Below are 23,387 nucleotides of genomic sequence, written 5' to 3' on the forward strand. Positions count from 1 at the left end.
CTTTTTTTATGTCGGCATACTGGTCAGCAGAGAGCTGGTTACATAAAGTCATATTTCGCACAAAGACGAGAGACATATGATGAGACTGCCCGTCGCCTCTTCTGCCCTGGCGCTGACTTTATTTCTTGTGGGCAACATTGCGCCTGCCGTTGCAGAAGAGCAGCCTCTGGGTGCGATGCTGGATCCCCATCATCATACCCCTCTCATCTATCCCCCCGCTGAACTTGAATTTCACAAGGGCGGAACCGCCCACGTCCACTGCACGATCAGCGCTGCCGGGATTGCCACGGAATGTCAGTCTTCCGCTTCACAGCCGGATTTTGGTCTCGCTGCCGAACAGATGGCCTACTCCTCCACGTTCCTACCCGCATATAAAAGCGGTGTGGCCATTCAGAGCGACTGGGAAAAAACCTATAACTTTCATGCCTCTCCTGACATGACGACACCCCAGATCGACAAAGCTCACACGCCAGCGCCCCATTATCCCGAAGCCGCCGACATTGCAGGAATTGGCGCGCGCATCACCGTGATCTGTCAGATCGACCAGATGGGTGCTGCACATGACTGCAGTGCCAGTGACGGGCCAGCAATCCTGCAACGCGCTTCGCTCGCCTATTTCGACCTCGCACGATACTACCCAGCCCTCAAGGACGGGCAGCCCGTCACGGCGCAGTATCGGGGAGATATTGATTGGGACGTCTCTCATCCCTTGGATCAAAAGGGATTCCGCTAGTATTCGGGGACGAGGCAACTTGCGTCACGTTTGAAACGTATTGCATTCTTCTCGGAACGCCGGGGCTTGAATATCAGGCTCCGGCCCAGCTCTGGAGACCATAATCCATGTCATTCCGTCACCTATCCGTTGCTGCCCTAGCCGTTCTGGCATTTGGCGCCCAGATGGCTCACGCCAAGCCCTGCCGCGACGACAAAGGCAAGTTCGTCAAATGCGAAGCACCGCAGAAGCCGAAACCTTGCCGGGACAGGCAGGGAAAATTCACAAAGTGCCCCCCACCCGTTAGTGGCGCAGCACCAGCAAATGGTCCCGCCCCATCTGCAGCCCCGCCATACAGCATGACCGGCGGCAAGATTCAGTCCCCTTCGGAAAACCACCCGCAGTAAGCTCACTCCCCCCGGAGGCTCAGGCCAACGGGGGTTTTATATTTAATGTGAAGCGCGCTTCTGAATGGCCTGTGCCATTGCCTCAACACCATTTCCACGGTTCGTCGAAAGCGCCTTGACCAGTCCCATATCGTGCAGGAACACCGGGCTTGTCTCAAGGATCTCCGATTTCGAGCGGCCGGAATAAACCCTCAGCAAAAGTGCGACGAGCCCTTGCACGATGGCCGCATCAGAAGCCCCGGCAAAAAACAGCTTTCCGTTTCTTTCAACAGCTTCAAGCCAGACCTGACTCTGGCATCCCGGAACGCGATGAGCGTCATCCTGCCACTCTTCCGGAAATGGCGGAAGCTTGCGCCCCATTTCGATAATGTACTGATACCGCTCCATCCAGTCGTCAAACAGGCCTAGCTCCGCTTCGATTTCCTCGATGGCCGCAGCAGATGTGTCCTCCTGGGGAACAAGATAGGCATCACTCACGCGTCATAATCTCCAATTTACTGGATCAGTAGTGTCGGATTGGCCCGCTACGAAGCAGACGCATCTGCAAAATGCATCGTCTTTGCAACAGCTCTCCGCAGACTCTCCTGCGTGAAGGGCTTAGGCAGGAGAAGGCCATTGTCGGGCACGGGCATATCATCGGTATGGCCGCTGATAAACAGTACCTTCAATCCGGGAATAGCCTGCAATAACGCTGCCGCACAGGCCAAACCATCATGATCCGGCATCCGCATATCAATGATCGCCAGCTCAAACGGGGCTAGTGGATCGATACATTCCAGCGCATCCTTCAGAGTGGCGACAGCGGTTACCTCATGCCGGTCCTGAGACAGGAAACCCGCTGTCACCATGCGTACCGGTGCCTCATCGTCCAGCACCAAAACCTTTACTGGCCGCGTGACAGTCGGATTGCCCGGTTCGGAAGGCAAAACCTGGTCCTGCCCCAGCCGCGCCACAGGAAGCAGCAACGTCATCCGCGTCCCATCGCCCACGACGCTGTTCACAACAATTTCGCCATAGCTCCGGCTAAGAAAACCATAAACGCTCGACAGGCCCAGACCGGTCCCACGCCCAACATCCTTGGTCGTAAAAAACGGATCAAAAATCCTCGCCGCAACTTCTGGCGGCATACCCGCCCCGTCATCCACGACTTCCAGAGCCACGGCGCGATCCGGACAGCACTCGACAGGCAGATCGGTGCGCTTCTGCGCTATCACGCGCGCGCTGATCCGCACCGTCCCACCATCTGCCATGGCGTCCCGGGCGTTCACGCACAGATTCAAAAGCGCCATTTCGAGCTGATCCGCATCCGACCAAACCAGTGGCAGATCCGCTGGCAGATCCTCGATACACAGCGCGCAAGGACCAGATGTCGCCGGCACGCCCCGCTTCTTGAGACTCTGACGCAGCAGATCTGTCAGGCCCGGCAACAACTGCTCCAGTGCCACTGCCGACAGCCGGGCCTCGCGCGGACGTCCAAACTGAAGCAGCCGCCGCGTCAGAACGGCCCCGCGCTGAGCGGAATCCGCAGCATTGCGAAGCAAAGCGAGAGAGCCTTCGTCAAACTCTGCAATATCCTCCAGAAGCTCGAGAGACCCTGAAATCGCTGCCAGCAGGTTGTTGAAGTCATGCGCAATTCCGCCCGCAAGCGTGCCGAGCGACTGAAGTTTCTCAGCCTGTCGCAGCCTTGATTCCATGACAACACGCGACGTCACATCCCGGTCCATACTGACTTGCCAGGAGTCTTTCCGAGACGCCCCTTCCGGCCACGCAAGTGCCAGCCGCGTCAGTTCATGCCAGCGCGTCGTGGTCCTGCCGTCACCCTCGGTCAGCAGCTCCCCGACGAGGCGCTCTTCCTGCCCGGAAACCCGCACATCTTCCCGCATGGCCGCGACCTCCGGCCATAGGGTTTCAGGGAAGTGGGCCTGCTCGATTTCGGCCCCGCTCCCGGCTTCGTCCCGCACATTACTACGAATGCATCGCCCGTCCCGGTCTGAAAAAACAAGCCCGATCGGAAGCGCTTCCATCAACCCCCGCAGCAGCGCCTGCTCGGTCCTCAGGGCCCGCTGCGCCAGGCAATGCTGCGTGACCTCGCCAACCAGCGACCGCAGGGCATCCGAGTCCCAAGGCTTATGCACATAAGCCTGAACCTGACCCTGGTTCAGGGCAGACACAACAGCTTCCAGATCTGCGTATCCGGTCAGCAGAATGCTGCGGGCGTCCGAGAATGCCCGAGCCTGCATCAGCAGCTGATCCCCGGTCAGACCGGGCATGCGCTGGTCGGAAATAATGGTCGCAACGTCCCGATGCTCGCGCAACAGCTCCAGCGCACGCAGCGGGTCTGTCGTGGACAGGATTTCATACTGGTCTTCCAGCAGATCCGTCAGGGCAACGAGGATTTCCTCCTCATCGTCAACCAGCAGAATCAGGGGGCGCGACGGCCCTTTTGCACTCCAGAAAGTCATGCTGCGCGACCAGTCGCCACCGGCCCCTCCTCGGTCATGCGAACGGGCAGGCTCAACCGGAAACAGGCCCCGATGCCATGCCCGCCCTGCAGATTGGCGTCCGTTACCTCAATCGCTCCGTCATGCGCCTCCATGACGCTATAGGCAATGGCCAACCCCAGACCCGTCCCGGTTCCCACAGGCTTGGTCGTAAAAAACGGATCGAAAATCCGTGTTCGCAGGTCATGCGGCAGCCCTGGTCCATCATCACTCACACTCATCTCATAGCGCCCGTTTTCAAGACGCGAAGCAATGACGATCCGACCTCGAACCACCTCCCCATCAGCGGACATGTCCGCCAGCGCATCCGCCGCATTGGAAATAATGTTCATGACAACCTGATTGAGGAACGCCGGCTGGCAGACCAGCTCTGCCGGCGCCTGCAAATCCTTCTGCACGACAATCCCCGGCCCCAGCTTGTGCGCCAGCAGAGCAAGCGCCGTGTCCAGAGCGGCCGGAACATCGACCTTCTGAAACGAGCTTTCATCAAGCCGTGAAAAGCGCCTCAGGCTGAGCACCAGATTCTGGATCCGCTGCAATCCGAGCTTCATGGACTCCAGCCGCGACATCCCTTTCTTCGTCAGGGACATTGCCTCATCAGAGGCATTCACACCCTGCAACCTCTTAAGCGTGCGCGTCACCGTATCCGCATGGGCAATCGTGAAAGCCAAAGGATTGTTGATCTCATGCGCAATACCCGCCACCAGTTCGCCCAGCGACGCCATTTTCGCCGTCTGCACAAGCTTGGACTGAGCCTGAAGCAACCGCTCGTTCGTCCGTGCCAGCTCCATATTGGCCTGCGCCAGCGCTTCGGCCATTTCCGCCTTGGCACGCGCCGCCTCCAGCGTCAGGGCATTCTGCTGACGTTCGATTTCCTGCTGACGGAACTCGTCCTGTGCCATTCTGCGCTGGGCCAGCGTCCGGATCCGCATGGCGAGCGCCTCAAGGGCAATATCGCTCGGCACGAGATCATCAATCCCGGCTTCAAAAAATTCGCCTGAAGACTGCCGCCTGAACCGTGACGCCTCTACGATCCCCAGCGTCCGAAACGGAATCCCGCCAGCTTCCAGAACCGCTTGCCGACGCGCATCTAAAAGACGACAGAACTTCAGATCCTCGTCCCCACTACCCAGTTCCAACACCAGACAGTCCGGACTATCCGCCCCTCGAAGCCAGCCGCCCTCGATCAGATCATCGGAGCGCTCGATGGACGTAACGGTATGCCCGTCACGCCAGAGCAACTCTCCCAAAGTGGTCTCGGGCACGTCCTCGACCACGTCTTCTTCATCTTCATCCTCACGCGGAGAATTGACGATCACGATCCGCGCCCGGCGCAGACGGGATGCCTCGTCAACCTGGAGCAGTTCAGGCCCTTCCCGCAACAGTGCCCTCATCCGCAAAACCATCAGGTCCGGATGGGCGGACTTGGAAATATACGCGTCCGCGCCGCTCTCCAGCCCCTCACGCTCGACCCCTGGCGACGCATCCTCGGTCAGCATCAGGATCGGAATATTGCGGGTCAGCGCATCCAGCCGAAGCCGCCGCGCCAGCTGCCCACCGCTCATGCCGGGGAGTTCGGTACAGGCGACCACCAGGTCCGGCATAGTCTCCTCGATCGTACCCAGACCTTCCTCACCACTTGTGGCACAGGTGAGGGCAAATCCCTCCTTGACCAGCACCCGGGCGATCTGCCGGGCATGATCACAGTCAGGTTCCACCAGCACGACACGCGGCATGTCTGAGGTTACCAAAGGCATTTCGAACTCAGGAAAAGGCATGACGGCACAGGAAAGTTTGCATTGGCGATCTCTTGCAGCTAGTCCGAGGTGAACCATTCGTCCGATCTCAGGGGCGAAGACTAACTCCCGTTGCCGGACCACTGGAAGCCATATCTATGGACATGCAGCCCCCACCCCATATCACGGACCGTCTTCTCGGCAGCAGAAGTCGCAGCGATTCATCACTGACAACATCGTCCATGATCCGTATGGGCGTCTGGTCTGTCTGCTATTTCGTCTTTTATCTGGCCCAGCAGGTTGCCGAGCTTCTCGCCCCGCTTCTGCTGATTCTGGGTCTGGGCTGGTACATCCTTCCCCATATCGTCAATGCAATCACGACCAGTGCCGCCAGCGCGGACCCACAGGCGCGTGACATTATGAATCATGTTGCTGGAACCCTGCCGAACCATCTGCAGATCGGCTCCCATCTCGTAACGCCCGGCTCTCTCATTTTTGACGGCATTCTGCTTATGGCTGTTGCGGCCATTGGAGCTACTGTCTCGGCGCTCGCTGCCCGCAACATGTAAGGCATATCGGGGTCAGGAGAAATGTCCGACCCCGGGCAGGAAACCGAATACACCCGCGCCTTTGCAGTACCACAGTGCAGCTGCGCCAGACCCGGCCAGAACAAGACTGGCGCCCCACGCTGCAATCCAGAGTCCAGTTGAGCCGATCATCAATGGACCCGATGCGTCTGTTCGTACCTGCACATCACCGGCAGAACGCGAATGCAGCACCGCAGAACGGCGGATATTGCTTCGGCTGGCCATGGCTCCCGTCGCCCTGAATGCTCCGGCCTTCCCGGAAGCCGGCGACTCCGCATCAACAGAAACGGCATCGCTTACATCTTCCGGAACCTCGAAGATCTCAGATGCGACAGCATGAACTTTTGGCGTCTCTTCCGCCGCCTCACTGACAACTGGTGACCCAAGCTCCCAGCTGTCTCCACAATTGGCGCAGCGCAGACGCTTGACCCCCTTTGCCCGTGCCTCTGGAACCTCAAAGACTGCGTGACAGTGGGGGCATTCAATGCGCATTCAATCAATCCCTTCGACAGCCGGCTCCGATCCGGCCTAGCCTGATCTGTGTGCTTGCCTGTTATGACGAAATGATCGTTATTAAATGGTTAATAGATTACCTGCCTTTTCAATGAAAGCATCATGATCCGCCTCCTGAATGTCTCGATGATGCCCCCTGGCGTAGGGCAGCCCGTTCTGCGGAATCTGACGCTCACCGTGCCACAGGGCGAGTTCCGCTGGCTGCTCGGGCCATCAGGAGCGGGAAAATCGAGTCTGCTCCGCCTTCTGACGCTCGAAACACGCCCGTCTGCCGGGCAGATGGACCTGCTCGGCGTTTCCGTCAGTCAGGCCACCCGATCCACTTTGCGGAACCTGCGCCGGAGGATCGGGTTTGTCCCTCAGGACTATCGCCTGATCGGGGAATGGACAGTGTTCGACAACGTGGCCCTTCCGCTGAGACTGCGTGGGGCCTCTGAACGCGACACCAGACGCGAGGCCTTCGCCGTTCTGGAATGGCTGGACGTCGCGCATCTCGCCGACAAGCGCCCCGGAACCCTGTCCGGCGGTGAACAACAACGCGCCGCCATCGCCCGCGCCCTGATCGGCCGCCCGGAACTCCTGTTGGCCGACGAACCCACCAACGCCCTGGAAGACGCCCAAGCGCGTCGCCTGCTGTCCACATTCCAGGAACTGGTGGAAATGGGCACAACCGTGATCGTCGCCACCCATAACGAAGCACTGGTCCGTGAAGCCCCGGCTGCGTCCATCACCCTACAAGACGGCACACTCGCAGGCTCCGACCCTCAGAGCGGCATCGCTGCGCGCAGGAGCGACAACCTGTGAGTGCCCCTGTCTCACCCGGCCTGCGCTCCGGCAGCCTGCCACTTCTCGTAGCGCTCATGACCCTGCTTGCGGGCCTGTCCCTCGCCGGGCTTACAGGAGTGCAGACCCTGGCGAATGGCTGGTCAGGCGCCGCCAGAAACGCAACCACAATCGAAATTCCATCCGACACGCCCCAAATCCAGGATCGCACCAGCACACTGATCCAGACGTTACACAAAACGCCAGAGGTCACAGCAGTTCAGGAGCTTTCCCCCCAGCAGGTGCAGACGCTCCTCGCCCCTTGGCTGGGGGAAGTTTCGGGGAACGGCCACCTTCCAGGCCTTTCCCTGCCCGTCGTCCTGATTGTCGCCCATACCGGAACACCCAATCTGGGCTCTGTCGTACATGAAGCGCTTCCTGAAGCGGTCGTGGAAGAGGATCGCCGCTGGGGAGAACGGCTCAATGGTCTGGGAAGCAGCCTGGTTGCCTGCGCCTGGCTGGCCGTCAGTCTCATCGCAGCCATTGCAGTGCTCTCGGTCGGCATGACTGTCCGCCGCTCCGTCATGGCCCAGCGCAAGGCCGTGGAAATCGTTCATTTCCTCGGTGCCGCTGATCTGACGATTTCCAGCAGGATTGCCGGACGCGCAGCATTACTCAGCCTCGGGGGAGGTCTCGCTGGTCTGCTGCTCCTGAGCCCCGTCATCACCATGCTCGCCCGGAAACTTGCTCCTTTCTCCCACGGCACGCCCACGACCATCTCTCCGGAGGGCACATGGGGAGACATGATTGTAACATGGTGGAACACCCTGCATGTTCTGCCGCGCATGCTCCTTGAGGAACTCGGAGCCCTGCCCCTGTTGGCGGCCTGCCTGGGATGGATCACGGCCCAGACCGTCGTGCTCGTCTGGCTCCGGCGCCTGCCATGAAACGGGTATTCTCGACCTGTCTGGCACTGGGTGGGCTCTGGATTGCAGGATTCGCGTGGTTCGTTCAGGACGCCAGCAGGCCCCCGGTTACAGCGTCCATCTGCGACGGTATTGTCGCACTGACCGGCGGAGAACAGCGCGTTGACACGGCAATTACACTCCTGCAGGGCGGATATGGACACCTGCTCCTGATCTCAGGGGTCGGCCCCCACGTCACGTTGCAACATATTCTGCACCTTCAGCAGGTCTCCATGGCCTCGCCTCTGGCAGAGCGCATCACGCTCGGCCGTCGTGCCACCAGCACAATCGGCAATGCGCACGAGACGGCCCAGTGGGCCAGAGACAACCACCTCCACCGGCTTCTGGTCGTCACAGCCGGCTACCATATCCGTCGCGCTGCACTCGAAATCCACCGTGTGGCACCGGATCTGGAACTCGTCGCCTATCCGGTTGTCCCTCTGGCCCTGCGGGGCTCCCTGTCTCACAAGACCCTGTTCCTGATGTTTCGGGAATACAACAAGCTCCTTGGAGCGGAAATTGGCGCCCTCACCGGCCTGCCAGATGGTCGCGAAGGGCTAGACGGCGTCTGACAGGCCTTGTGCCAAGACGGCTTTTCTGGTGTGCAGAACAGCATGATGAGCATTCTGCGCGGCGTCCTGTTCAATCTCTATCTGTTCTGGATCACCCTGTTCATGGGCCTCGGAACCATTCCGATCCGCCTGATGAAGCGGCAGGATCTGGCCCTGTCCTACGCAAAACTCTGGGCACGGGCTGTTCTGGCCGGCTTCACCCGGATCTGCTCGGTCCGCATCGAAATCACAGGACGGGAAAACCTTCCCTCAGGCCCACTCCTGATTGCATCGCAGCACCAGTCCTTCTTCGATGGCTTTATCTGGATGACCCTCGTCGACCGGCCCGACTACATCATCAAGACGGAACTGACCCGCATTCCCGTCGTAGGTCCGATGTTAGTGCTCACAGGCATGATCGCCGTCGATCGGAAAGCCGGATCGAAAGCTCTCCGCGATATGATGCAAGCCGCGAAAACGGCTCATGCTGCCGATCGCCAGATCATTATCTTTCCGGAAGGCACCCGTACCCTTCCCGGAGAACGCCATCCAATCCAGCCGGGTATCATCGCCCTGGCACGACAGGCCGATGTGCCGGTCGTGCCCGTTGCGACAGATTCAGGCCTGTTCTGGGATCGGAATCCATGGCTCAAACGATCAGGCACCCTTCATGTCGTCATTGGCCAGCCTCTCGCGCCACGACAGGACCGCAAGGGATTCAACAACGGGCTGGAGAGCGCATGGGACGAACTGTGCACAACCCATGTCCTTCCCCGAGATCCTGTGGATAACTCTGTGGACCCAAAAAACGCATGACTGCGCCGCAAAAAATTGAAATCTTTCAATGGTGTTCGGCCTTCGGCATTTATCAGACACGTTCCCTTTGACAAGATCTCCATATCTGTTGGTTTTCTGCGCTTTCCGACACATCAAAAACTCATGGCCGCCCTTGACGGACAAAGCCCCATGAGCGTTTTCCGGCCTCTTTAAGGCACTTTCAATGGCTGGGGATAAAACAGATGGGACTTGACCAATCCCGCGACGACATCTGAGAAGACCTGCTCAATGGCTCGCCCATTCTTTACTATCCGTTACAGCAGACATGCTCTGGTATTGATTGCCGTTCTGGCAATATCAGCAGTGCTGGATACAGTTTTCTGGCGTCACGCGATCCACAGTCTGGAAACCACCGCAATCCAGGCTCTGACCACTGCTCAGGAAAATGGCTGGAAGGTTGAGACGACTCCACTGCATCGAGGTGGCTGGCCATTTGGTGCCTGGGTCGAGTTCGACCAGATGAGTGCCACCCATAAAGCCTCACATGACACTCCCTACGACGCAGGCTGGGCCGGAGAGCGTATCCGTCTTGGCGGATCATGGATCTCCCTGTTGCGCTCCGAACTTCCCCTTTCCCTCGGAGGTCATCAGGCCGCACGTCTTGTGCTGGATGAAGGCATTGTGACCTTACTGGCCCCCAGCCTTGAGATCAGCTTCAGAAACCTTCAAAGCCTGACCTTTTCAGCCCCACAGCTCAGCCTGTCCTTTTCTGGAAAATGGCCGGACAGGCAGATCTTCACGAAATCACTATCAGGGCGCTTCATCCGCTTTCCCGGAGCACGTGCCGACGACACACGTCTGGGCATCACGGCACGTGCGACGGAGATAAACGGTTTTCCCTTGCCCTATGGCGTCTCTACTGACCTGCAGGACGGCCGTCTTGCGATGGCTCTGACAGCAGCATCCAGTTCTTCTGCCGGACGGTCGCTGCTCGACCTCACATCCTACAAACGCCTTCTCCTGCAAGAAGCGTCTGCGTCTCCCGCCTCATCCTCCAAAGACAACCGGATCGCATTGACAGGCGCACTGACCTTACCTGCCCAGACCGGCACGCTCACACTGACCGTAACCCGCTGGCACGAGCTGGCAACGCAACTGCTCGATCGTCCGAACCTAGAGTCGCGCCTCGCTCCCGACCTTCGTGAAATGCTCCAAAAACTGTTACAGAGAGCAACTGTCCAACCCGGTGAAAAAGAGCATCCATTCTCAATTTCCATTCCGGTCGCCAATGGTCTCATCCTCCCCGATGCACCGGCGATTTCAACGCTTTTGAGTCAGAAATTCCAGGCACCCTGATTGCTGGAAAATGCCACGTCACCGCGTTGATTTTTGTCAAAATCATGGCCGGAGTATCAAACTTTTTCTGGCAAAATGCGTTAACAGGGTTCAAAAGACGGCGACACACGAAGCGATCACAACTTCGTTATCCTGTTGCGCGTGCGTCAGGTCCTTCAGGGGGCCGACAATCCTCCTGACGGTCCCAGCGTTTCGCCCTCTACCCAGAAGGCAATCGACATGTTTGGCTTGTCGGCTCTATTCCTGGCGCGTTTCCAGTTCGCGTTCACGGTCGGGTTTCACATCGTGTTCCCGGCATTCTCGATCGGTCTCGCAGCCTATCTCGCTGTTCTTGAAGGCCTGTGGCTCAAGACAGGCCGCAGTGCCTATCTCGACCTCTTCAAATACTGGCTGAAAGTTTTCTCCGTCGTCTTCGGCATGGGCGTGGTCTCCGGCCTCGTCATGTCCTACGAATTCGGGACGAACTGGTCAGCGTTCTCCCAGAAGGCCGGCCCGATCCTCGGCCCGATGCTGGCCTATGAGGTCATGACGGCCTTCTTCCTTGAAGCCGGCTTCCTCGGCGTCATGATGTTCGGCCTCAACCGCGTCGGCAAAGGTTTGCATTTTGCCGCCACCTGCATGGTTTCGATCGGCACCCTGATCTCCATGAGCTGGATCCTGTCGTCCAATTCCTGGATGCAGACACCCCGCGGCTATCGCATCGACGAGGCCACCGGCCGCTTCCTGCCCGTTGACTGGTGGCAGATCGTCTTCAACCCGTCTTTCCCGTACCGCATCGTCCATATGGGCCTCGCAGCCTTCCTGTGCGTGGCGTTCATCGTGGCCGGCGTTGCTGGATGGCATCTGCTGAAAGCCCGTCGTGAAGGCCGTCAGGCGTCCGAACAGGTCCGCCTGATGTTCTCCATGGCCATGTGGATGGCTGCCATCGTCTCCCCGATCCAGGTTCTGGCCGGTGATACGCAGGGCCTGAACACACTGGAATACCAGCCTGCCAAGATCGCCGCCCTCGAAGGCGACTGGGAGTCCGAAAGCCGCGCGCCGGAGCTTCTGTTCGGTATCCCGGACATGAAGAACGAAACGACGCATTTCAAGATCGCCATCCCCTATCTGGGCTCACTGATCCTGACGCACAGCCTCGACGGCAAGGTGCCGGGCCTGAAGGACTATCCGAAGGAAGACCGTCCCTACTCCCCGCTGCTGTTCTTCTCCTTCCGCATCATGATCGCGCTCGGCATGCTGATGGTGCTGGTCGGACTGTGGTCGCTGTACCTGCGCTGGAAGGGCAAACTTTACGATACGCCGCTTCTGCACCGTATCGCGCTGTTCATGTCGCCTGCGGGCTTCCTGGCTCTGCTGTGTGGCTGGATTACGACTGAAGTCGGCCGTCAGCCCTTCACGGTCTATGGCCTGCTCCGCACGTCTGACAGCGTCTCCCCGATCGCCCTGCCGAACATCGCAACGTCGATGATCGCCTTCGTCATCGTCTATTTCATCGTGTTTGCAGGCGGCATCACCATCCTGCTGCGGACTTTCGCTGAAGAACCCCATCCGGATCAGCACGGCCCGGCCGAAGATCAGCCCCAGCGTGCTGCGGGTACAACACAGGTCTCCCATCAGCCCCAGCCCGACGCTGGCATGGCGGAGTAAGAACCATGACAGAAACAGCCGGCTTCTGGCTCCCGGTGGTCTGGGCGCTGCTCGCAGCCACCGCCATCTTTCTCTACATCTGCCTCGATGGTTTCGACCTCGGGATCGGCATTCTTTTTCTCAAGGAAAAGGACGCTGATCACCGCAACCTCATGGTCAACACCGTCGCCCCTGTCTGGGACGGCAACGAGACCTGGATGATCTTCGGAGGCGCCGCTCTCTACGGCGTCTTTCCCGTCGCCTACGGCACGATCCTTCCGGCGCTTTACCTGCCGGTCCTGTTCATGCTGCTCGCCCTAATCCTGCGCGGCGTGTCTTTTGAGTTCCGCTTCAAGGCAGAATCGCCCATGAGCAAGTTCTTCTGGGACACGGCTTTCTGCGGTGGCTCTTTCGTGGCGGCCTTCATGCAGGGCGTCATTCTCGGAACGCTCGTTCAGGGTATCAAGGTCGAGAACAACGTGTTCGTCGGCTCCAGCTTCGACTGGTTCTCGCCGTTCTCGCTGTTCTGTGGCCTCGCTGTCGTCATCGGCTATGCGCTTCTCGGCGCAACATGGCTGCTGTGGCGCTGTGAAGGCGAACTGCACGACACCATGCGCCGGATCTCCTTCGGCCTTGCCGGGCTGATGCTGGTCACGATCGCACTGGTCTCCGTGTGGACGCCCATGCTGCACACCACCTACATGCAGCATTGGCTCGCCATGCCGCAGCTGGCGCTCGTTGCCCCGGTTCCTGTCGCCGTAGCCGTCCTCGCAGGCGTGCTGTTTCTCGGACTGCGCAACCCGCGCTCGCACCTGCTGCCGTTCGTCGCAACACTGGGCCTGTTCTTCCTGTGCTTCAGCGGTCTGGGCATCAACGTGTGGCCCTATATCGTACCGCCGACCATCACCATCTGGCAGGCCTCTTCTCCGCCGGAGAGCCAGACCTTCCTGCTGGTCGGCACGATGTTCCTCCTGCCGCTGATCCTGTCCTACACGGCCTATTCGTACTACGTGTTCCGCGGAAAAATGTCCGCCGGGCACCACTACCACTAAGAACAGGGAGCCCGGCCCATGCGGATCGAATATGGACAGCCCGAACAGAAACCGGGCTTCCTGAACTGGATGAAACGTGTGGGCTGGTTCGTGGCGATCTGGGCCGGCGGCGTTGTCGTCGTCGGCCTCGGCGCCGAACTGCTCAAGAAGGTCATCTTCGGCTGGTAACAGCCTGACGATCCTTCACACAAAAAAAAGCCCCGTCTCTTTCGAGCGGGGCTTTTTTTGTACTTTCAGAACGTATCCTTTTCCTTTCGCAGCCGCGCAAATGTCGCCACATCCGGCGCGAGCAGGAATGGATTGGTCCGCCGCTCCACCCCGAGCGTCACCGGCAGCGTCGGCCGACCCGCTTCCAGCAGACGTTCAACTTCCCCGGCCCGCGCCTTCAGGGCTGCATTGTCCGGATCGACATGAAGCGCGAACGCCAGATTGGAGCGCGTATATTCATGCCCCGCGCAAACAAGCATGTTCTCCGGCAGGCTGTCATAGCGATGCAGACTGTCGAACAGCTCCTGCGCCGTCCCTTCTAGCAACCGCCCGCATCCCAAGCTGAACAGCACATCCCCACAGAAAAGCGCTGGCACTTCGGGCACGACGTAAGACACATGCCCCACCGCATGACCCGGCGTGGACAGAACCCGGATCTGCGTGCCCCCTAACGAAAAGCTGTCCCCGTCTTCCACGTCATGATCCAGCTGGGGCAGCCATTCCTTTTTCTGACGTGGTCCATACACCTTGGCCCCATAGCGCTCCCGCAGGGCATCGGTACCCGACGTATGATCGGCATGGTGATGGGTCAGCAGGATCATATCCAGCCGCCCCTCCCCGATTTCGTCTATCACTGGCCCTGCCTCGCCGGGGTCCACAACGGCCCGCTGGCCCTCCGTCGCGGTCAGAAGCCACGCATAATTATCGGAGAGAACCGGAATCGGCTTGATATCGAGTGGCATGACTGTTCCCCTTGGAGTGTCCTGCTGATGAGGTAGCTGCATGCTGACGTCCCTGGCCCGCATCCGTTCCGATGATGCCGCCACTTTCTATGAAAGCCGACAGGGCCAGCGTACGGCGCTGCTTCTCAACGACCGCCTGCAGAGCATCATGCCCCCCATGCGCGGCCGAAGGATCCTCGGGATAGGCTATACAGCCCCCTATCTCCCGGAAAGTGCGGAATTCGCTGTCTCCGCGCGCCTACGCCATTCCCAGACGCGGAAGATGCTCCGTCCCTCCAGAACAGACTGTATCGTCGACAGCGCCCGCCTGCCCTTCGACGATCTCTCGATGAACGCCGCCCTCGTGGTCCATGGCCTCGAATTCACGCGCTTTGCTCCGGATTTTCTGCGGGCCATCTGGCGCACCCTGAGCGATGATGGCGTCCTGACACTGGTTGTTCCTAATCGCTCCGGCTACTGGGCTCACACCGACGCCACGCCCTTCGGCCACGGCATCCCCTATAGCAGTGGCCAGTTGACCCGCCTGCTGGATCAGACGCTGTTCCGGATCGAGCATCACTCCAGCGCCCTGATCGCCCCGCCCGCCGCATTATCGCTTACGCAGGGTCGCCTGATGGAGAAAATTGGCCGTGGCGTGCGTCTGCCATGCGGTGGCGTCCACGTCGTCACCGCCCGCAAGAACGTCTATGCCGGGACGCCGCTAATCGATGAAAAACTGCGTGCTCCGCTGCCGCAACAGGTCGCCGAACCCGCCTGAACGGCATTCCGGCAGAAATCCTGCCCGAAAAACGCCTTCTTTGTGGCGAATTCTTGACCCTCCCGCCGTGTGCCGTAAGAGTGCGTTCCATGTCGCTGATCCAGTCCTTCAAGCTTGTCCTGTCGCCGCCGCATCGCGCCGCGACTCCCTTCCTCCTCGCGGGTTCGCTCGTCGGGCTGCTCGGACGGGCCACGCCCTGGCGCGCCACCCGCCTGCTGGGCAATGCAGGCATCGCCTTCACGGCCTTCTGCCTCTATTTCTTCCGCGACCCCAAGCGCACACCGCCGCCGCGCGCTGATCTGGTGCTGGCCTCCGCCGATGGCCGCGTCACCTCCGTCGCTCTCGTCACCCCGCCGGCCGCTCTGGAAATGGGTCACACCCCCGTCTGGCGCGTCTCGACGTTCCTCTCCGTGCTGAACGTCCACATCAACCGCATGCCGGCCGCTGGTGAAGTCACGAAGATCGCCTATCACGCCGGCAAGTTCCTCAATGCCAGCCTCGACAAGGCTTCTGAACACAACGAGCGCAACGAGCTGCGCCTGACCCTGCCGGATGGTCGCAATATCGGCGTTGTCCAGATTGCAGGCCTGATCGCACGCCGTATCCTGTGCTTCGTGGAAGAAGGCGACCATATGGAAGCCGGTGAACGCTTCGGCCTGATCCGCTTCGGCTCACGCACAGACGTCTATCTGCCGCCTGGCGTTGAACCCCTGGTTGTGGAAGGACAGACCATGGTTGGTGGTGAAACTGTCCTAGCGACGCTCTGAGCCAGACGCCATACATGACCACCCCTCCGACGGTTGACCCCACCCGCCCCGCCAGAAAACGCCGCATCCGCCGCAGACTTCGTCGCATGGGGCGCAATCCCCGCACGCGTGTGCGGGGCCCGTCGTTCAACCGCCTCATCCCCAATATCATGACGATGCTCGGCCTTTGCGCCGGGCTCAGCGGCATGCGGTTTGCGCTCGAACACCAGTTCGAACCTGCGGCCGTGGCGCTGCTGATCGCCGCCTGCATCGACGGGCTGGACGGGCGCATTGCCCGACTGCTCAAGGGCGCCACACGTTTCGGCGCGGAGTTCGACAGCCTGTCGGACTTCGTCTGCTTCGGCGTGGCCCCATCCTTCGTGCTGCTGATGTGGTCGCTCGAACATGCCGGACGATACTCGTTCGTCCCCTGCATCCTGTTCACGGTCTGCATGGCGCTGCGTCTGGCCCGCTTCAATGCAAGCCTCGATGACGACGACAAGCCGGAATATTCCTACAGCTTCTTCACGGGCGTCCCCGCCCCTGCCGGAGCCGGGCTGGTGCTGTTCCCGGTTTTTCTGGGTCTCGAAGCCGATCGTCTCCACGCCGAAGGTCTGGCTGCCTTCGCCCGTCTGCCCCTCGTCTCAGCCGTATGTCTGATTTTCACTGGACTGCTTCTGGTCTCGACGCTGCCAGTCTGGTCGTTCAAGAACTTCAAGGTTCCGGCGCGTTACGTCCTGCCCCTGATGCTCGGAACCGGTCTCTACGCCGCCCTTCTGGTCGCAGACCCCTGGGGCGCTCTTGCCGGTGCTGGGTTGCTCTATATCGCAATCCTGCCCTTCTCCCGCCGCTCCTACCGCCGCCTGAAACAGGCGGCAGAGGAAATGTCGGAAACGGTGGAAGAAGAACCCGCCTGAGCTGCACAAGACCCCACAAAAAAGGCCGCCCGGTTCTCCGGGCAGCCTTTTTCATATCCAGTGCGCGACCGGGCTTATTCCGTCACGTCCCACAGCCAAGCCGCACCACGCACACCGGAGCTGTCGCCATGCTTGTTGCGCACGATCGGCGTCGTACAGACCGGCGTAATCACATGCTTGGCCAGCAACGGCGGCACGCGCTCATACAGCGTGTGCAGGTTTGACACACCACCACCGAGGACGATCACATCCGGGTCAAGGAAATTGATGACCATGGCGCATGCCCGGGCAAAGCGCTCGGTGTAGCGGCCCAGCGCCGCGATGGCAGCCTGATCGCCATTGGCCGCAGCCTCTTCAATCCCCGCCGTGTTGCGGTTGCCTGGTCCCTTCCAGTCCGCCGCCAGTGCCGGCCCCGAAAGGTAGCGCTCCATGCAGCCCTTGTTCCCACAGAAGCACTCACGCGCCGGCGCATCTTCTTCCGTCGGCCAGGGCAGAGGCAGATGCCCCCACTCACCGGCGATATGATGACGTCCTTCAAGGACACGACCGTTATTGACGATACCTGCGCCCATACCCGTCCCGATGATGACACCGAAAACGGTCAGCATGCCCTTGGCCGCGCCATCGGCGGCTTCAGACAGGGCGAAGCAGTTGGCATCATTTTCCGTCCGGACCGGACGGGCGAGCGCCGCTTCAAGATCGTGCCCGAAAGGCTGGTTGTTAAGCCAGGTCGCATTGGCATTCTTGATCAGCCCGCTTTCAGGCGAAATCGATCCCGGAATCCCGATGCCCAGCGTGGATGTATGCTGCCCCGCAGAAACGCGGTGACTCGGCACCGCACCCAGCCGATGGTCAACATCCGTCACCAGATCACGAATGGCCAGAACGGCCTCATTATAGATGCCGGGATTGGGAATGCGTTCACGCAGGACGAGATCGCCTGAACGATTCAGAACCGCGATTTCGATCTTCGTGCCACCAAGATCAATTCCAAGGCGATAATCAGCCATCTCTAGCCCTGTGCTCTATGCGGTGACCTGAACGACAGGCGACCGAACCTCATGGAAAACGCATCCAGTGCGTCCGTCTGCTTTAACGCGAAACCGTGTCACGACAAGCCATCTGCGGACAAAACTTCGTTCTTTCGGGAAATTCCCTGCTCAGAATATTGCGATCAGAGCTGCGCCAACTCCTGCAACGCCCGAAGGATATCGTCCGGCGACGGCGGACATCCCGGAATCGAACGCCGCACAGGCGTTAGCGCCTGCAACCCGCCCAGCGTTGCATAACTGGCTGGAAATGGCCCTCCATCCACCGCACAGGCTCCCACCGCAATCAGGCTCTTCCCCGGTGGCATTGCCCGCCACGCCCGATCAATCATCTCCGCACAGACCCGGGTCACAGCTCCTGTCAGCAACAGCCAATCCGCATCCGCAGGATCACTCACCCACACAAAACCTGCCTGCTCCAGCGCGAAGGCACTGCCGTTCAGAGACTCGATCTCCATAAAACAACCTTCGCACCCACCGGTCTCCAGAACGTAAATCCTGATCGAACGCTCCCGACGCGGCGTCGCACCATCCGCAGCCGGGCGCCAGCGCGCAGCGTCCATGAAGGCATAAAGGAGGCTCAAAGGCCCGGTGCGCTGTACGATTTTCATAGCGCTATCCCCGCCGGTGAAATCCCGATCGAGCCCAGAGCCGCCGGGACACGACTGACAGGATAGCCGCGCAGCATCGCACCCAGAGCCGGCAGAAGCGCCACGCCCGGATCCCGCACATGAAAGTTCTCGATGAGTCCGTTCTTCAGCCGCACCCAGTACCACACGTCTCCCCGCGCGCCCTCGGCCACGCCAATACCCTCATCCGTCCGGTCCGGGGCTGGCTCATCGTCTTCCAGACCAATGCTGCCCAGAATCCGCTCTAGAAGCTTCAGAGAGTCGCGAATTTCCGCGAGCCGCAGCCCCTCACGCGCCCGGGCATCACCCCGGCTCGATCCCGTCGCGCGCAACGCCTCAAGTCGCATCCCGGCTTCCCGACGCCGCATGTCCATGCTTCGCCCGCTGGCACGTCCCGTCACGCCGCCGACGGCAAAGCGCTCCGCCAGCCGCGCGTCCAGCACGGCAAACCCGTCCAGACGCGGCGCAAAAACCCGATGAAGTTCCTCCAGCGCCGCCAGACGCGGCTGCATCACCTCATGCACGGCCTGAACCAACGGTACGATCTCCAGACCTTCACGGAAGCCGTCACAGCTCACCATATCCATCAGCCGCCGGGAAGCGCCCTGTTCCGCACAGGCCCGCGCAATGGCCTCCCGCGCATGATCGCAATGCGTCGCGAGCAGTTCCGCGTCCACCCCCCGCGCCGTCCGGGCCATATCGAACAGATGGAGCGACATCCGCTCGATCTCCAGCAAAGCCATCCAGACATCACGGATGCCCGGCCCCGGAACTAGCCCCCGCGCCTGCGCCACGGCGCGCGCAAAGGCGAGCGGATGCGCCACGAACCCACCTGCCGTCATGCGCGACACCAGCGGCATGGCCTCTTCCGGCGTGCGGCCCAGCAGACGCGACACAACCCCGCGATGCGCCCCGCCCGCACAGACATCCACATTCCGGATTTTCCCCTTCAGAACGTCAAAGGAGAACTCCAGCGGGCCACTCAGTCCCGTCTGTTCAGGGCGCAGCAAATGGCTTCCCGCCAGCGGCCGCAACCCTCCCGCAGCCGGCCCCGGACGGGACGACAGTGGCCAGGTGGACGTCCAGCCCCCCTCATCCAGCGCGGGTGCCCCATTTCCGCGAGCGTCCATCGCCTCCACGCCATACAGGTCGTACGCCACGCGCTCGCCCCATTCGGCCCCGGCAAAGCGCGAGGACAGCGCGAGATAACGCCGCTCTTCCACTGCCGTACTCGCCAGCAGAGGACGATCCCCTTCCAGCAGCAATACATAGGCGCGGCCATCATCTGCCCAGCAGGACATCAGCGGTAGCGCTGCCCCCGGTGCAGCCAGCATTGCGTTCCACTGTTCGGAATCGAGATGATAATGCGACAGCGCAACCCGCTCGCCGCTTCGGATGATGCGCCCCATACCGATCATGGCCGCCATCCCGTCACCGGATGCCAGGCCAGAAACAGCGGGCCACATAGCCCGCCCAGCAACAGAACCGCCTGCATCACGGCCACCATGCCCCGCTCACCCCGCGCAAACGCAGGCAGCAGCGTCATGTGCCGCACCGACCACAGGGCAGGCAGCAGACACACGACCAGCAGAACAAGCTGCCCTGTCTCAAGCGAACGCCCGATCCCGACAAGCGCACAGAACACCGGCCAGGGTGCAGCCCCGGCCGCGATCCCATCCTCACCGCCAGCACCGCGCAGATCCAGAACGGCGAGCCCCAGCGCCGCAAGCAGCAGCAGAACCAGCGCAGTTCCCTCTCCAGTCGCAGCCGCGAGCGCACCGAAAGCAGACAGCATCGGCAGGGACATGCTCCGGCCCGAGGAGCGAGACGAAACGAGCATGATGATCGTCCCAAAACCCGCGATCAGCATCAGCAGATGAACCAGCGGATAAGCGCTCAGACGCAACATCAGCATCAGTGCCGAAAACCTCAGCCCCGTGTCCAGAAGGGCCGCTTCAGGCGCCGGAGCAGGTGACGGCCCAAGACCGGCCACCATGCACAGGCCAACCGTCAGCAGCACCGCACCAAGCGACGACTGCTGCATCGGCAGAAGCGACGCTCCCAGAAGCCCCAGAACCACACCGCCCAGCCGGCTGCGCGCCATATCCCAGACGACGAGCGCCTTTCGCGGTCCCCGCCCCTCGCGCCAGGCCAGAAGAACCGTTCCCGCACCACACAGGACCGTCACCGCAAAAGCCGAATGAATGTTCAGCGCCAGAAGCGCACAGCCCGTCACCAGAAACGGCAGGATCCGTCCGGTCCGGTCCTGAGCCTGCGGCAGAAGCAGCGGAATGGCCGTCACGATGCACGAACAGGCCGCCGCCAGCGCATCTGTTCCCGGCATGAGCCAGACAGCCAGCGGCGTAATGACGAGCCCGGCCACGGCAAAGGTCAGGCTGCTGGCGGACTGTCGGTTTTCCGGCGTCAGAAACAGCAGGAATGCCGCCAGAAGCGGCCAGACGGTCACGGCAAACAGCGTCCCGACAGGAGCAAGCGGATGCATCAGACGTCCTCCACCCTGCGCCATGCCAGACGCGGCAGAAGCGTAACGCCCAGCGCAGCCAGAACACCCCACAGGCTCAGCGCCGCCGCAAATAGCGGCCATGAATGCAGCACGCAGGCCACGACAACCAGCCCGTCCGCAGCCCGCAGAAGCCCCGTGAACTGAACCAGCGGCGCTCCCCATGCAGCACCGCAAAGACCCGCCAGAACCGCCCCCGCGCCCAGCACCGGCGCAAGCCCCAGCCCCGCGCCGGACAGCCCGAGCGCCAGCAGCAGCACAAGCGTTCCGACAACCGGCAGCACAGCCGCCCGGTCCGGCGCTTCCGCCGCAAACCGCCGCAGCCAGGCCCATGCCAGCACATTCAGCCCGACCAGAGCCGCAGACGTCAGAAGCGCCATCAGTCCGGAACACACCGTCGCCCCGGCAAAGGCACAGACAGCCCCGTAAAGCGGCAATCCCCGTCCGTCCTTGCCCAAACCAGCAAGGGCCAGCAGCAGCAGTAAGCCAAACCCGACAATCATGTGCCGAACCTCCCCGCCAGAGCCAAAAGAAGCGCCACTCCCGCAAACAGCGCCGTCAGCCGCGCACTCCGCTCCTGCGCCATCAGACGCAGCCCGACCGCCACAGCCACGGTCAGTGCCAGCCGTCCACCCAGCGCCAGCAACCCGAGCCACCAGCCCTGCACACCGCCCTGCGTCAGCCCGACACTCACCGGCAGCGCCAGATCCGCCAGCAACAGCAGCCAGCCACAGTTCAGCACATTGGCAATGCTGCGCGCGGCCTCACGTTCGTGCCGGTCCCGCAGGCCGGACAACATCTGCGTCACATCTTCCGAGCGCAGAGGCGGACACGCAATTCCGAGCGCCAGCGCACAGGCCGCAAGCGCCCCTTCGAGACCCGGCTCGGGCTCGATATGCAGCATCGCACACAGGCCACCCAGCCCGTCCGTCCCCGGTGCGGCCAGTGCAATTAGCGCCTCGGTCAGACACAGCAGCAGAACCGCAGGAACCAGACGCGCCGCCTCACCCTGCAACAGGCCCGGCCCCAGAAATCCCCGCCCCAGCAGGACAACCAGCCCGATCACAAGCGGATCAGCCAAAGACGACAGTACCGAGCCCGTCGTAACCGCGGGCAGGCACACAAGCGTCAGCACACCAGCCGTCAGGGCCAGCGCCGGACGCCCGCTTAACGGAGCCCGAAACACCGACTTCCAGAAAAGCCCGGCCTGCAACATCCGGAACCGCACCGCCCCGACCGACCGCCCCGCCAACCAGAACGGCAGCGCTTCCAGACACCAGCCCAGCACCGGCGCCAAAACAAGAAGCAGACCAAGCTGAAACAGCGCTTCCAGCACGGTCAGCAGGATCATCCCGATCTCATGCCCCATCACGCCATCACTCCCAGCACCGCCAGAACGAGGCCAAGAAGCACCAGCCAGAGCCCCACAGCCCCCTGACGCAGATCGGGAAGAACGGGAGCCTTCACACTTCTCATCGCCCTGAAGCGCAGTCGTCCCGCCACGATGACACGACGCGCCTTCCAACCCAGAGATGGCGCTTCCTCAAACAGTTCGTCCCCCGCCGAAAGCAGATTTCCCAACGCCGGAACAAGCGTAGAGGCGGCCTGCACAATCCCGCCAACAACCCGCCACGGACGCACCAGAACGCACCACAGAACAGCCCCTGTGAGCACGAAAGCTGGCAACCGCAAATAGGCGCCATCCCCCCCGCCCATGCGCCAGACAGGCCAGACCCACTCTCCGCCCATGAAATGCAGAACCGGGCTCGCCACCCCGAACACCAGCGCAGGCAGCAGCAGACTTGCCGCTCCTATGAGGAGAACAGAGAGGCCCGGAACAGCCCCCTGCCACGCCCGTAAAACGCGCCCCACAACGAGAATATCCGACAGAGACAGCAGCCCCAGCAGCAGGGCGACCGCGACACCCAGCACGCTCCAGCCCTCGACCCCGGCTGCCATACCGAGCGCGGCATGAATCCCAAGCCATAAAACAACAAGCCCGGGCAAAGGCGGAAACGGCAGTCGCAACACGGCCAGCACCGGGAACCGAACTCCCAGTGCAGCTGTCAGAACCAGCAGTGACAGATCAAGAAGCGTGGCTTCCAGCGCAACCCGGGCACAGACAGCTAGTCCCTCGGCCTGTGCCGCCATGACCAGAACCATCAGCAGGACAGGCCGCAGAAGCCCCAGATCCCCGGGCCGGAAGCGCTTCTTCAAGCGGCGTACGCGTCAGATGATAGAACCCGACATCCACAGCGTGGTCCCGCTCCTCA

Annotated in this window: 25 protein-coding genes; 13 read left to right on the forward strand and 12 right to left on the reverse strand. The window is 61.3% G+C overall.

Going from position 1 to position 23,387, the window contains the following annotated elements:
* The first annotated feature begins 76 nt into the window (after window positions 1-76).
* Complete coding sequence (locus JK202_RS13085; RefSeq protein WP_249200073.1) at window positions 77-733, forward strand: energy transducer TonB; 657 nt, start codon at window positions 77-79, stop codon at window positions 731-733.
* Between the two features lie 428 nt (window positions 734-1,161).
* On the opposite strand, the gene JK202_RS13090 is transcribed toward JK202_RS13085, so the two are convergent.
* The 3 genes from JK202_RS13090 to JK202_RS13100 are packed head-to-tail and all read right to left on the reverse strand — an operon-like array spanning window position 1,162 to window position 5,377.
* Window positions 1,162-1,596, reverse strand: a complete 435-nt coding sequence (locus JK202_RS13090) for a SufE family protein (protein ID WP_211561741.1) — start codon at window positions 1,594-1,596, stop codon at window positions 1,162-1,164.
* A gap of 47 nt (window positions 1,597-1,643) precedes the next feature.
* Window positions 1,644-3,581, reverse strand: coding sequence for a response regulator (locus JK202_RS13095; protein WP_211561743.1), 1,938 nt, complete (start codon window positions 3,579-3,581; stop codon window positions 1,644-1,646).
* Entirely contained in the window at window positions 3,578-5,377 is a 1,800-nt protein-coding gene (locus JK202_RS13100; protein ID WP_249200074.1) for an ATP-binding protein, read from the reverse strand. The genes JK202_RS13095 and JK202_RS13100 overlap by 4 nt, the downstream gene beginning before the upstream one ends.
* A gap of 137 nt (window positions 5,378-5,514) precedes the next feature.
* Between JK202_RS13100 and JK202_RS13105 the strand changes: the two genes are divergently transcribed.
* The gene (locus tag JK202_RS13105; protein WP_211561745.1) at window positions 5,515-5,925 is read left to right on the forward strand and encodes a hypothetical protein; all 411 of its coding nucleotides are present in this window, start codon (window positions 5,515-5,517) and stop codon (window positions 5,923-5,925) included.
* A gap of 12 nt (window positions 5,926-5,937) precedes the next feature.
* On the opposite strand, the gene JK202_RS13110 is transcribed toward JK202_RS13105, so the two are convergent.
* Complete coding sequence (locus JK202_RS13110) at window positions 5,938-6,435, reverse strand: zinc-ribbon domain-containing protein (protein ID WP_211561747.1); 498 nt, start codon at window positions 6,433-6,435, stop codon at window positions 5,938-5,940.
* A 123-nt stretch (window positions 6,436-6,558) separates the two neighbouring features.
* On the opposite strand from JK202_RS13110, the gene JK202_RS13115 reads away from it, so the two are divergent.
* From JK202_RS13115 to JK202_RS13150, 8 genes are all read left to right on the forward strand, one after another.
* Window positions 6,559-7,260 carry a cell division ATP-binding protein FtsE gene (locus JK202_RS13115; RefSeq protein WP_211561754.1) on the forward strand — a complete coding sequence of 234 codons (702 nt, stop codon included), beginning with the start codon at window positions 6,559-6,561 and terminating at the stop codon, window positions 7,258-7,260.
* Window positions 7,257-8,165, forward strand: a complete 909-nt coding sequence (locus JK202_RS13120; protein ID WP_211561756.1) for an FtsX-like permease family protein — start codon at window positions 7,257-7,259, stop codon at window positions 8,163-8,165. Before JK202_RS13115 ends, JK202_RS13120 begins: the two co-directional genes overlap by 4 nt.
* Complete coding sequence (locus JK202_RS13125; RefSeq protein ID WP_211561758.1) at window positions 8,162-8,755, forward strand: YdcF family protein; 594 nt, start codon at window positions 8,162-8,164, stop codon at window positions 8,753-8,755. The genes JK202_RS13120 and JK202_RS13125 overlap by 4 nt, the downstream gene beginning before the upstream one ends.
* A gap of 45 nt (window positions 8,756-8,800) precedes the next feature.
* Window positions 8,801-9,550 (forward strand): 1-acyl-sn-glycerol-3-phosphate acyltransferase, encoded by a 750-nt coding sequence (locus JK202_RS13130; RefSeq protein WP_211561797.1) that lies wholly within the window; start codon window positions 8,801-8,803, stop codon window positions 9,548-9,550.
* 249 nt (window positions 9,551-9,799) lie between these two features.
* Window positions 9,800-10,867, forward strand: a complete 1,068-nt coding sequence (locus JK202_RS13135; protein ID WP_211561760.1) for a DUF2125 domain-containing protein — start codon at window positions 9,800-9,802, stop codon at window positions 10,865-10,867.
* A 219-nt stretch (window positions 10,868-11,086) separates the two neighbouring features.
* The gene (locus tag JK202_RS13140; RefSeq protein ID WP_211561762.1) at window positions 11,087-12,514 is read left to right on the forward strand and encodes a cytochrome ubiquinol oxidase subunit I; all 1,428 of its coding nucleotides are present in this window, start codon (window positions 11,087-11,089) and stop codon (window positions 12,512-12,514) included.
* A 5-nt stretch (window positions 12,515-12,519) separates the two neighbouring features.
* Entirely contained in the window at window positions 12,520-13,545 is a 1,026-nt protein-coding gene (cydB, locus tag JK202_RS13145) for a cytochrome d ubiquinol oxidase subunit II (RefSeq protein ID WP_211561764.1), read from the forward strand.
* 18 nt (window positions 13,546-13,563) lie between these two features.
* On the forward strand, window positions 13,564-13,713 hold the full coding sequence (locus JK202_RS13150) for a DUF2474 domain-containing protein (protein WP_211561766.1): 150 nt from the start codon (window positions 13,564-13,566) through the stop codon (window positions 13,711-13,713).
* A 65-nt stretch (window positions 13,714-13,778) separates the two neighbouring features.
* Here JK202_RS13150 and gloB read toward each other — a convergent pair whose 3' ends face one another.
* Window positions 13,779-14,495 carry a hydroxyacylglutathione hydrolase gene (gene gloB / locus JK202_RS13155; protein ID WP_211561768.1) on the reverse strand — a complete coding sequence of 239 codons (717 nt, stop codon included), beginning with the start codon at window positions 14,493-14,495 and terminating at the stop codon, window positions 13,779-13,781.
* A gap of 40 nt (window positions 14,496-14,535) precedes the next feature.
* On the opposite strand from gloB, the gene JK202_RS13160 reads away from it, so the two are divergent.
* The 3 genes from JK202_RS13160 to JK202_RS13170 all read left to right on the forward strand — a co-directional run bounded on the left by JK202_RS13160 (window position 14,536) and on the right by JK202_RS13170 (window position 16,915).
* A complete protein-coding gene (locus JK202_RS13160) occupies window positions 14,536-15,252 on the forward strand; it encodes a methyltransferase (protein ID WP_211561770.1) in 717 nt (238 codons plus the stop codon).
* Window positions 15,253-15,341: 89 nt separating this feature from the next.
* Window positions 15,342-16,019, forward strand: coding sequence for a phosphatidylserine decarboxylase (locus JK202_RS13165; protein WP_211561772.1), 678 nt, complete (start codon window positions 15,342-15,344; stop codon window positions 16,017-16,019).
* A 14-nt stretch (window positions 16,020-16,033) separates the two neighbouring features.
* Complete coding sequence (locus JK202_RS13170; RefSeq protein ID WP_211561774.1) at window positions 16,034-16,915, forward strand: phosphatidylcholine/phosphatidylserine synthase; 882 nt, start codon at window positions 16,034-16,036, stop codon at window positions 16,913-16,915.
* A gap of 74 nt (window positions 16,916-16,989) precedes the next feature.
* Here the strand turns inward: JK202_RS13170 and JK202_RS13175 are convergent, their stop codons facing one another.
* The 7 genes from JK202_RS13175 to JK202_RS13205 all read right to left on the reverse strand — a co-directional run bounded on the left by JK202_RS13175 (window position 16,990) and on the right by JK202_RS13205 (window position 23,331).
* Entirely contained in the window at window positions 16,990-17,925 is a 936-nt protein-coding gene (locus tag JK202_RS13175; RefSeq protein ID WP_211561775.1) for an ROK family protein, read from the reverse strand.
* 164 nt (window positions 17,926-18,089) lie between these two features.
* Window positions 18,090-18,575, reverse strand: a complete 486-nt coding sequence (locus JK202_RS13180) for an NADH-quinone oxidoreductase subunit B family protein (RefSeq protein ID WP_211561776.1) — start codon at window positions 18,573-18,575, stop codon at window positions 18,090-18,092.
* On the reverse strand, window positions 18,572-20,020 hold the full coding sequence (locus JK202_RS13185) for a hypothetical protein (protein WP_249200075.1): 1,449 nt from the start codon (window positions 20,018-20,020) through the stop codon (window positions 18,572-18,574). Before JK202_RS13185 ends, JK202_RS13180 begins: the two co-directional genes overlap by 4 nt.
* On the reverse strand, window positions 20,008-21,096 hold the full coding sequence (locus JK202_RS13190; protein ID WP_211561778.1) for a hypothetical protein: 1,089 nt from the start codon (window positions 21,094-21,096) through the stop codon (window positions 20,008-20,010). Before JK202_RS13190 ends, JK202_RS13185 begins: the two co-directional genes overlap by 13 nt.
* On the reverse strand, window positions 21,096-21,617 hold the full coding sequence (locus JK202_RS13195) for a hypothetical protein (protein ID WP_211561785.1): 522 nt from the start codon (window positions 21,615-21,617) through the stop codon (window positions 21,096-21,098). The genes JK202_RS13190 and JK202_RS13195 overlap by 1 nt, the downstream gene beginning before the upstream one ends.
* A complete protein-coding gene (locus JK202_RS13200) occupies window positions 21,614-22,483 on the reverse strand; it encodes a hypothetical protein (RefSeq protein WP_211561801.1) in 870 nt (289 codons plus the stop codon). The genes JK202_RS13195 and JK202_RS13200 overlap by 4 nt, the downstream gene beginning before the upstream one ends.
* Window positions 22,483-23,331: a hypothetical protein gene (locus JK202_RS13205; protein WP_211561787.1), complete on the reverse strand. Its 849-nt coding sequence runs from the start codon at window positions 23,329-23,331 to the stop codon at window positions 22,483-22,485. Before JK202_RS13205 ends, JK202_RS13200 begins: the two co-directional genes overlap by 1 nt.
* Between the last annotated feature and the right edge of the window lie 56 nt (window positions 23,332-23,387).

The organism is Gluconobacter sp. Dm-62, assembly GCF_018256155.1.
Lineage (GTDB): Bacteria > Pseudomonadota > Alphaproteobacteria > Acetobacterales > Acetobacteraceae > Gluconobacter.

Coding starts and splice junctions, on each gene's coding strand:
- JK202_RS13190 (WP_211561778.1), bottom strand. CDS start 21,096: ATGCATCCGCTTGCTCCTGTCGGGACGCTGTTTGCCGTGACCGTCTGG.
- JK202_RS13135 (WP_211561760.1), top strand. CDS start 9,800: ATGGCTCGCCCATTCTTTACTATCCGTTACAGCAGACATGCTCTGGTA.
- JK202_RS13180 (WP_211561776.1), bottom strand. CDS start 18,575: ATGAAAATCGTACAGCGCACCGGGCCTTTGAGCCTCCTTTATGCCTTC.
- JK202_RS13130 (WP_211561797.1), top strand. CDS start 8,801: ATGAGCATTCTGCGCGGCGTCCTGTTCAATCTCTATCTGTTCTGGATC.
- JK202_RS13160 (WP_211561770.1), top strand. CDS start 14,536: ATGCTGACGTCCCTGGCCCGCATCCGTTCCGATGATGCCGCCACTTTC.
- JK202_RS13095 (WP_211561743.1), bottom strand. CDS start 3,581: ATGACTTTCTGGAGTGCAAAAGGGCCGTCGCGCCCCCTGATTCTGCTG.
- JK202_RS13115 (WP_211561754.1), top strand. CDS start 6,559: ATGATCCGCCTCCTGAATGTCTCGATGATGCCCCCTGGCGTAGGGCAG.
- gloB (WP_211561768.1), bottom strand. CDS start 14,495: ATGCCACTCGATATCAAGCCGATTCCGGTTCTCTCCGATAATTATGCG.
- JK202_RS13140 (WP_211561762.1), top strand. CDS start 11,087: ATGTTTGGCTTGTCGGCTCTATTCCTGGCGCGTTTCCAGTTCGCGTTC.
- JK202_RS13170 (WP_211561774.1), top strand. CDS start 16,034: ATGACCACCCCTCCGACGGTTGACCCCACCCGCCCCGCCAGAAAACGC.
- JK202_RS13100 (WP_249200074.1), bottom strand. CDS start 5,377: ATGCCTTTGGTAACCTCAGACATGCCGCGTGTCGTGCTGGTGGAACCT.
- JK202_RS13185 (WP_249200075.1), bottom strand. CDS start 20,020: ATGGCGGCCATGATCGGTATGGGGCGCATCATCCGAAGCGGCGAGCGG.
- JK202_RS13110 (WP_211561747.1), bottom strand. CDS start 6,435: ATGCGCATTGAATGCCCCCACTGTCACGCAGTCTTTGAGGTTCCAGAG.
- JK202_RS13175 (WP_211561775.1), bottom strand. CDS start 17,925: ATGGCTGATTATCGCCTTGGAATTGATCTTGGTGGCACGAAGATCGAA.
- cydB (WP_211561764.1), top strand. CDS start 12,520: ATGACAGAAACAGCCGGCTTCTGGCTCCCGGTGGTCTGGGCGCTGCTC.
- JK202_RS13085 (WP_249200073.1), top strand. CDS start 77: ATGATGAGACTGCCCGTCGCCTCTTCTGCCCTGGCGCTGACTTTATTT.
- JK202_RS13195 (WP_211561785.1), bottom strand. CDS start 21,617: ATGATTGTCGGGTTTGGCTTACTGCTGCTGCTGGCCCTTGCTGGTTTG.
- JK202_RS13165 (WP_211561772.1), top strand. CDS start 15,342: ATGTCGCTGATCCAGTCCTTCAAGCTTGTCCTGTCGCCGCCGCATCGC.
- JK202_RS13200 (WP_211561801.1), bottom strand. CDS start 22,483: ATGGGGCATGAGATCGGGATGATCCTGCTGACCGTGCTGGAAGCGCTG.
- JK202_RS13150 (WP_211561766.1), top strand. CDS start 13,564: ATGCGGATCGAATATGGACAGCCCGAACAGAAACCGGGCTTCCTGAAC.
- JK202_RS13105 (WP_211561745.1), top strand. CDS start 5,515: ATGGACATGCAGCCCCCACCCCATATCACGGACCGTCTTCTCGGCAGC.
- JK202_RS13125 (WP_211561758.1), top strand. CDS start 8,162: ATGAAACGGGTATTCTCGACCTGTCTGGCACTGGGTGGGCTCTGGATT.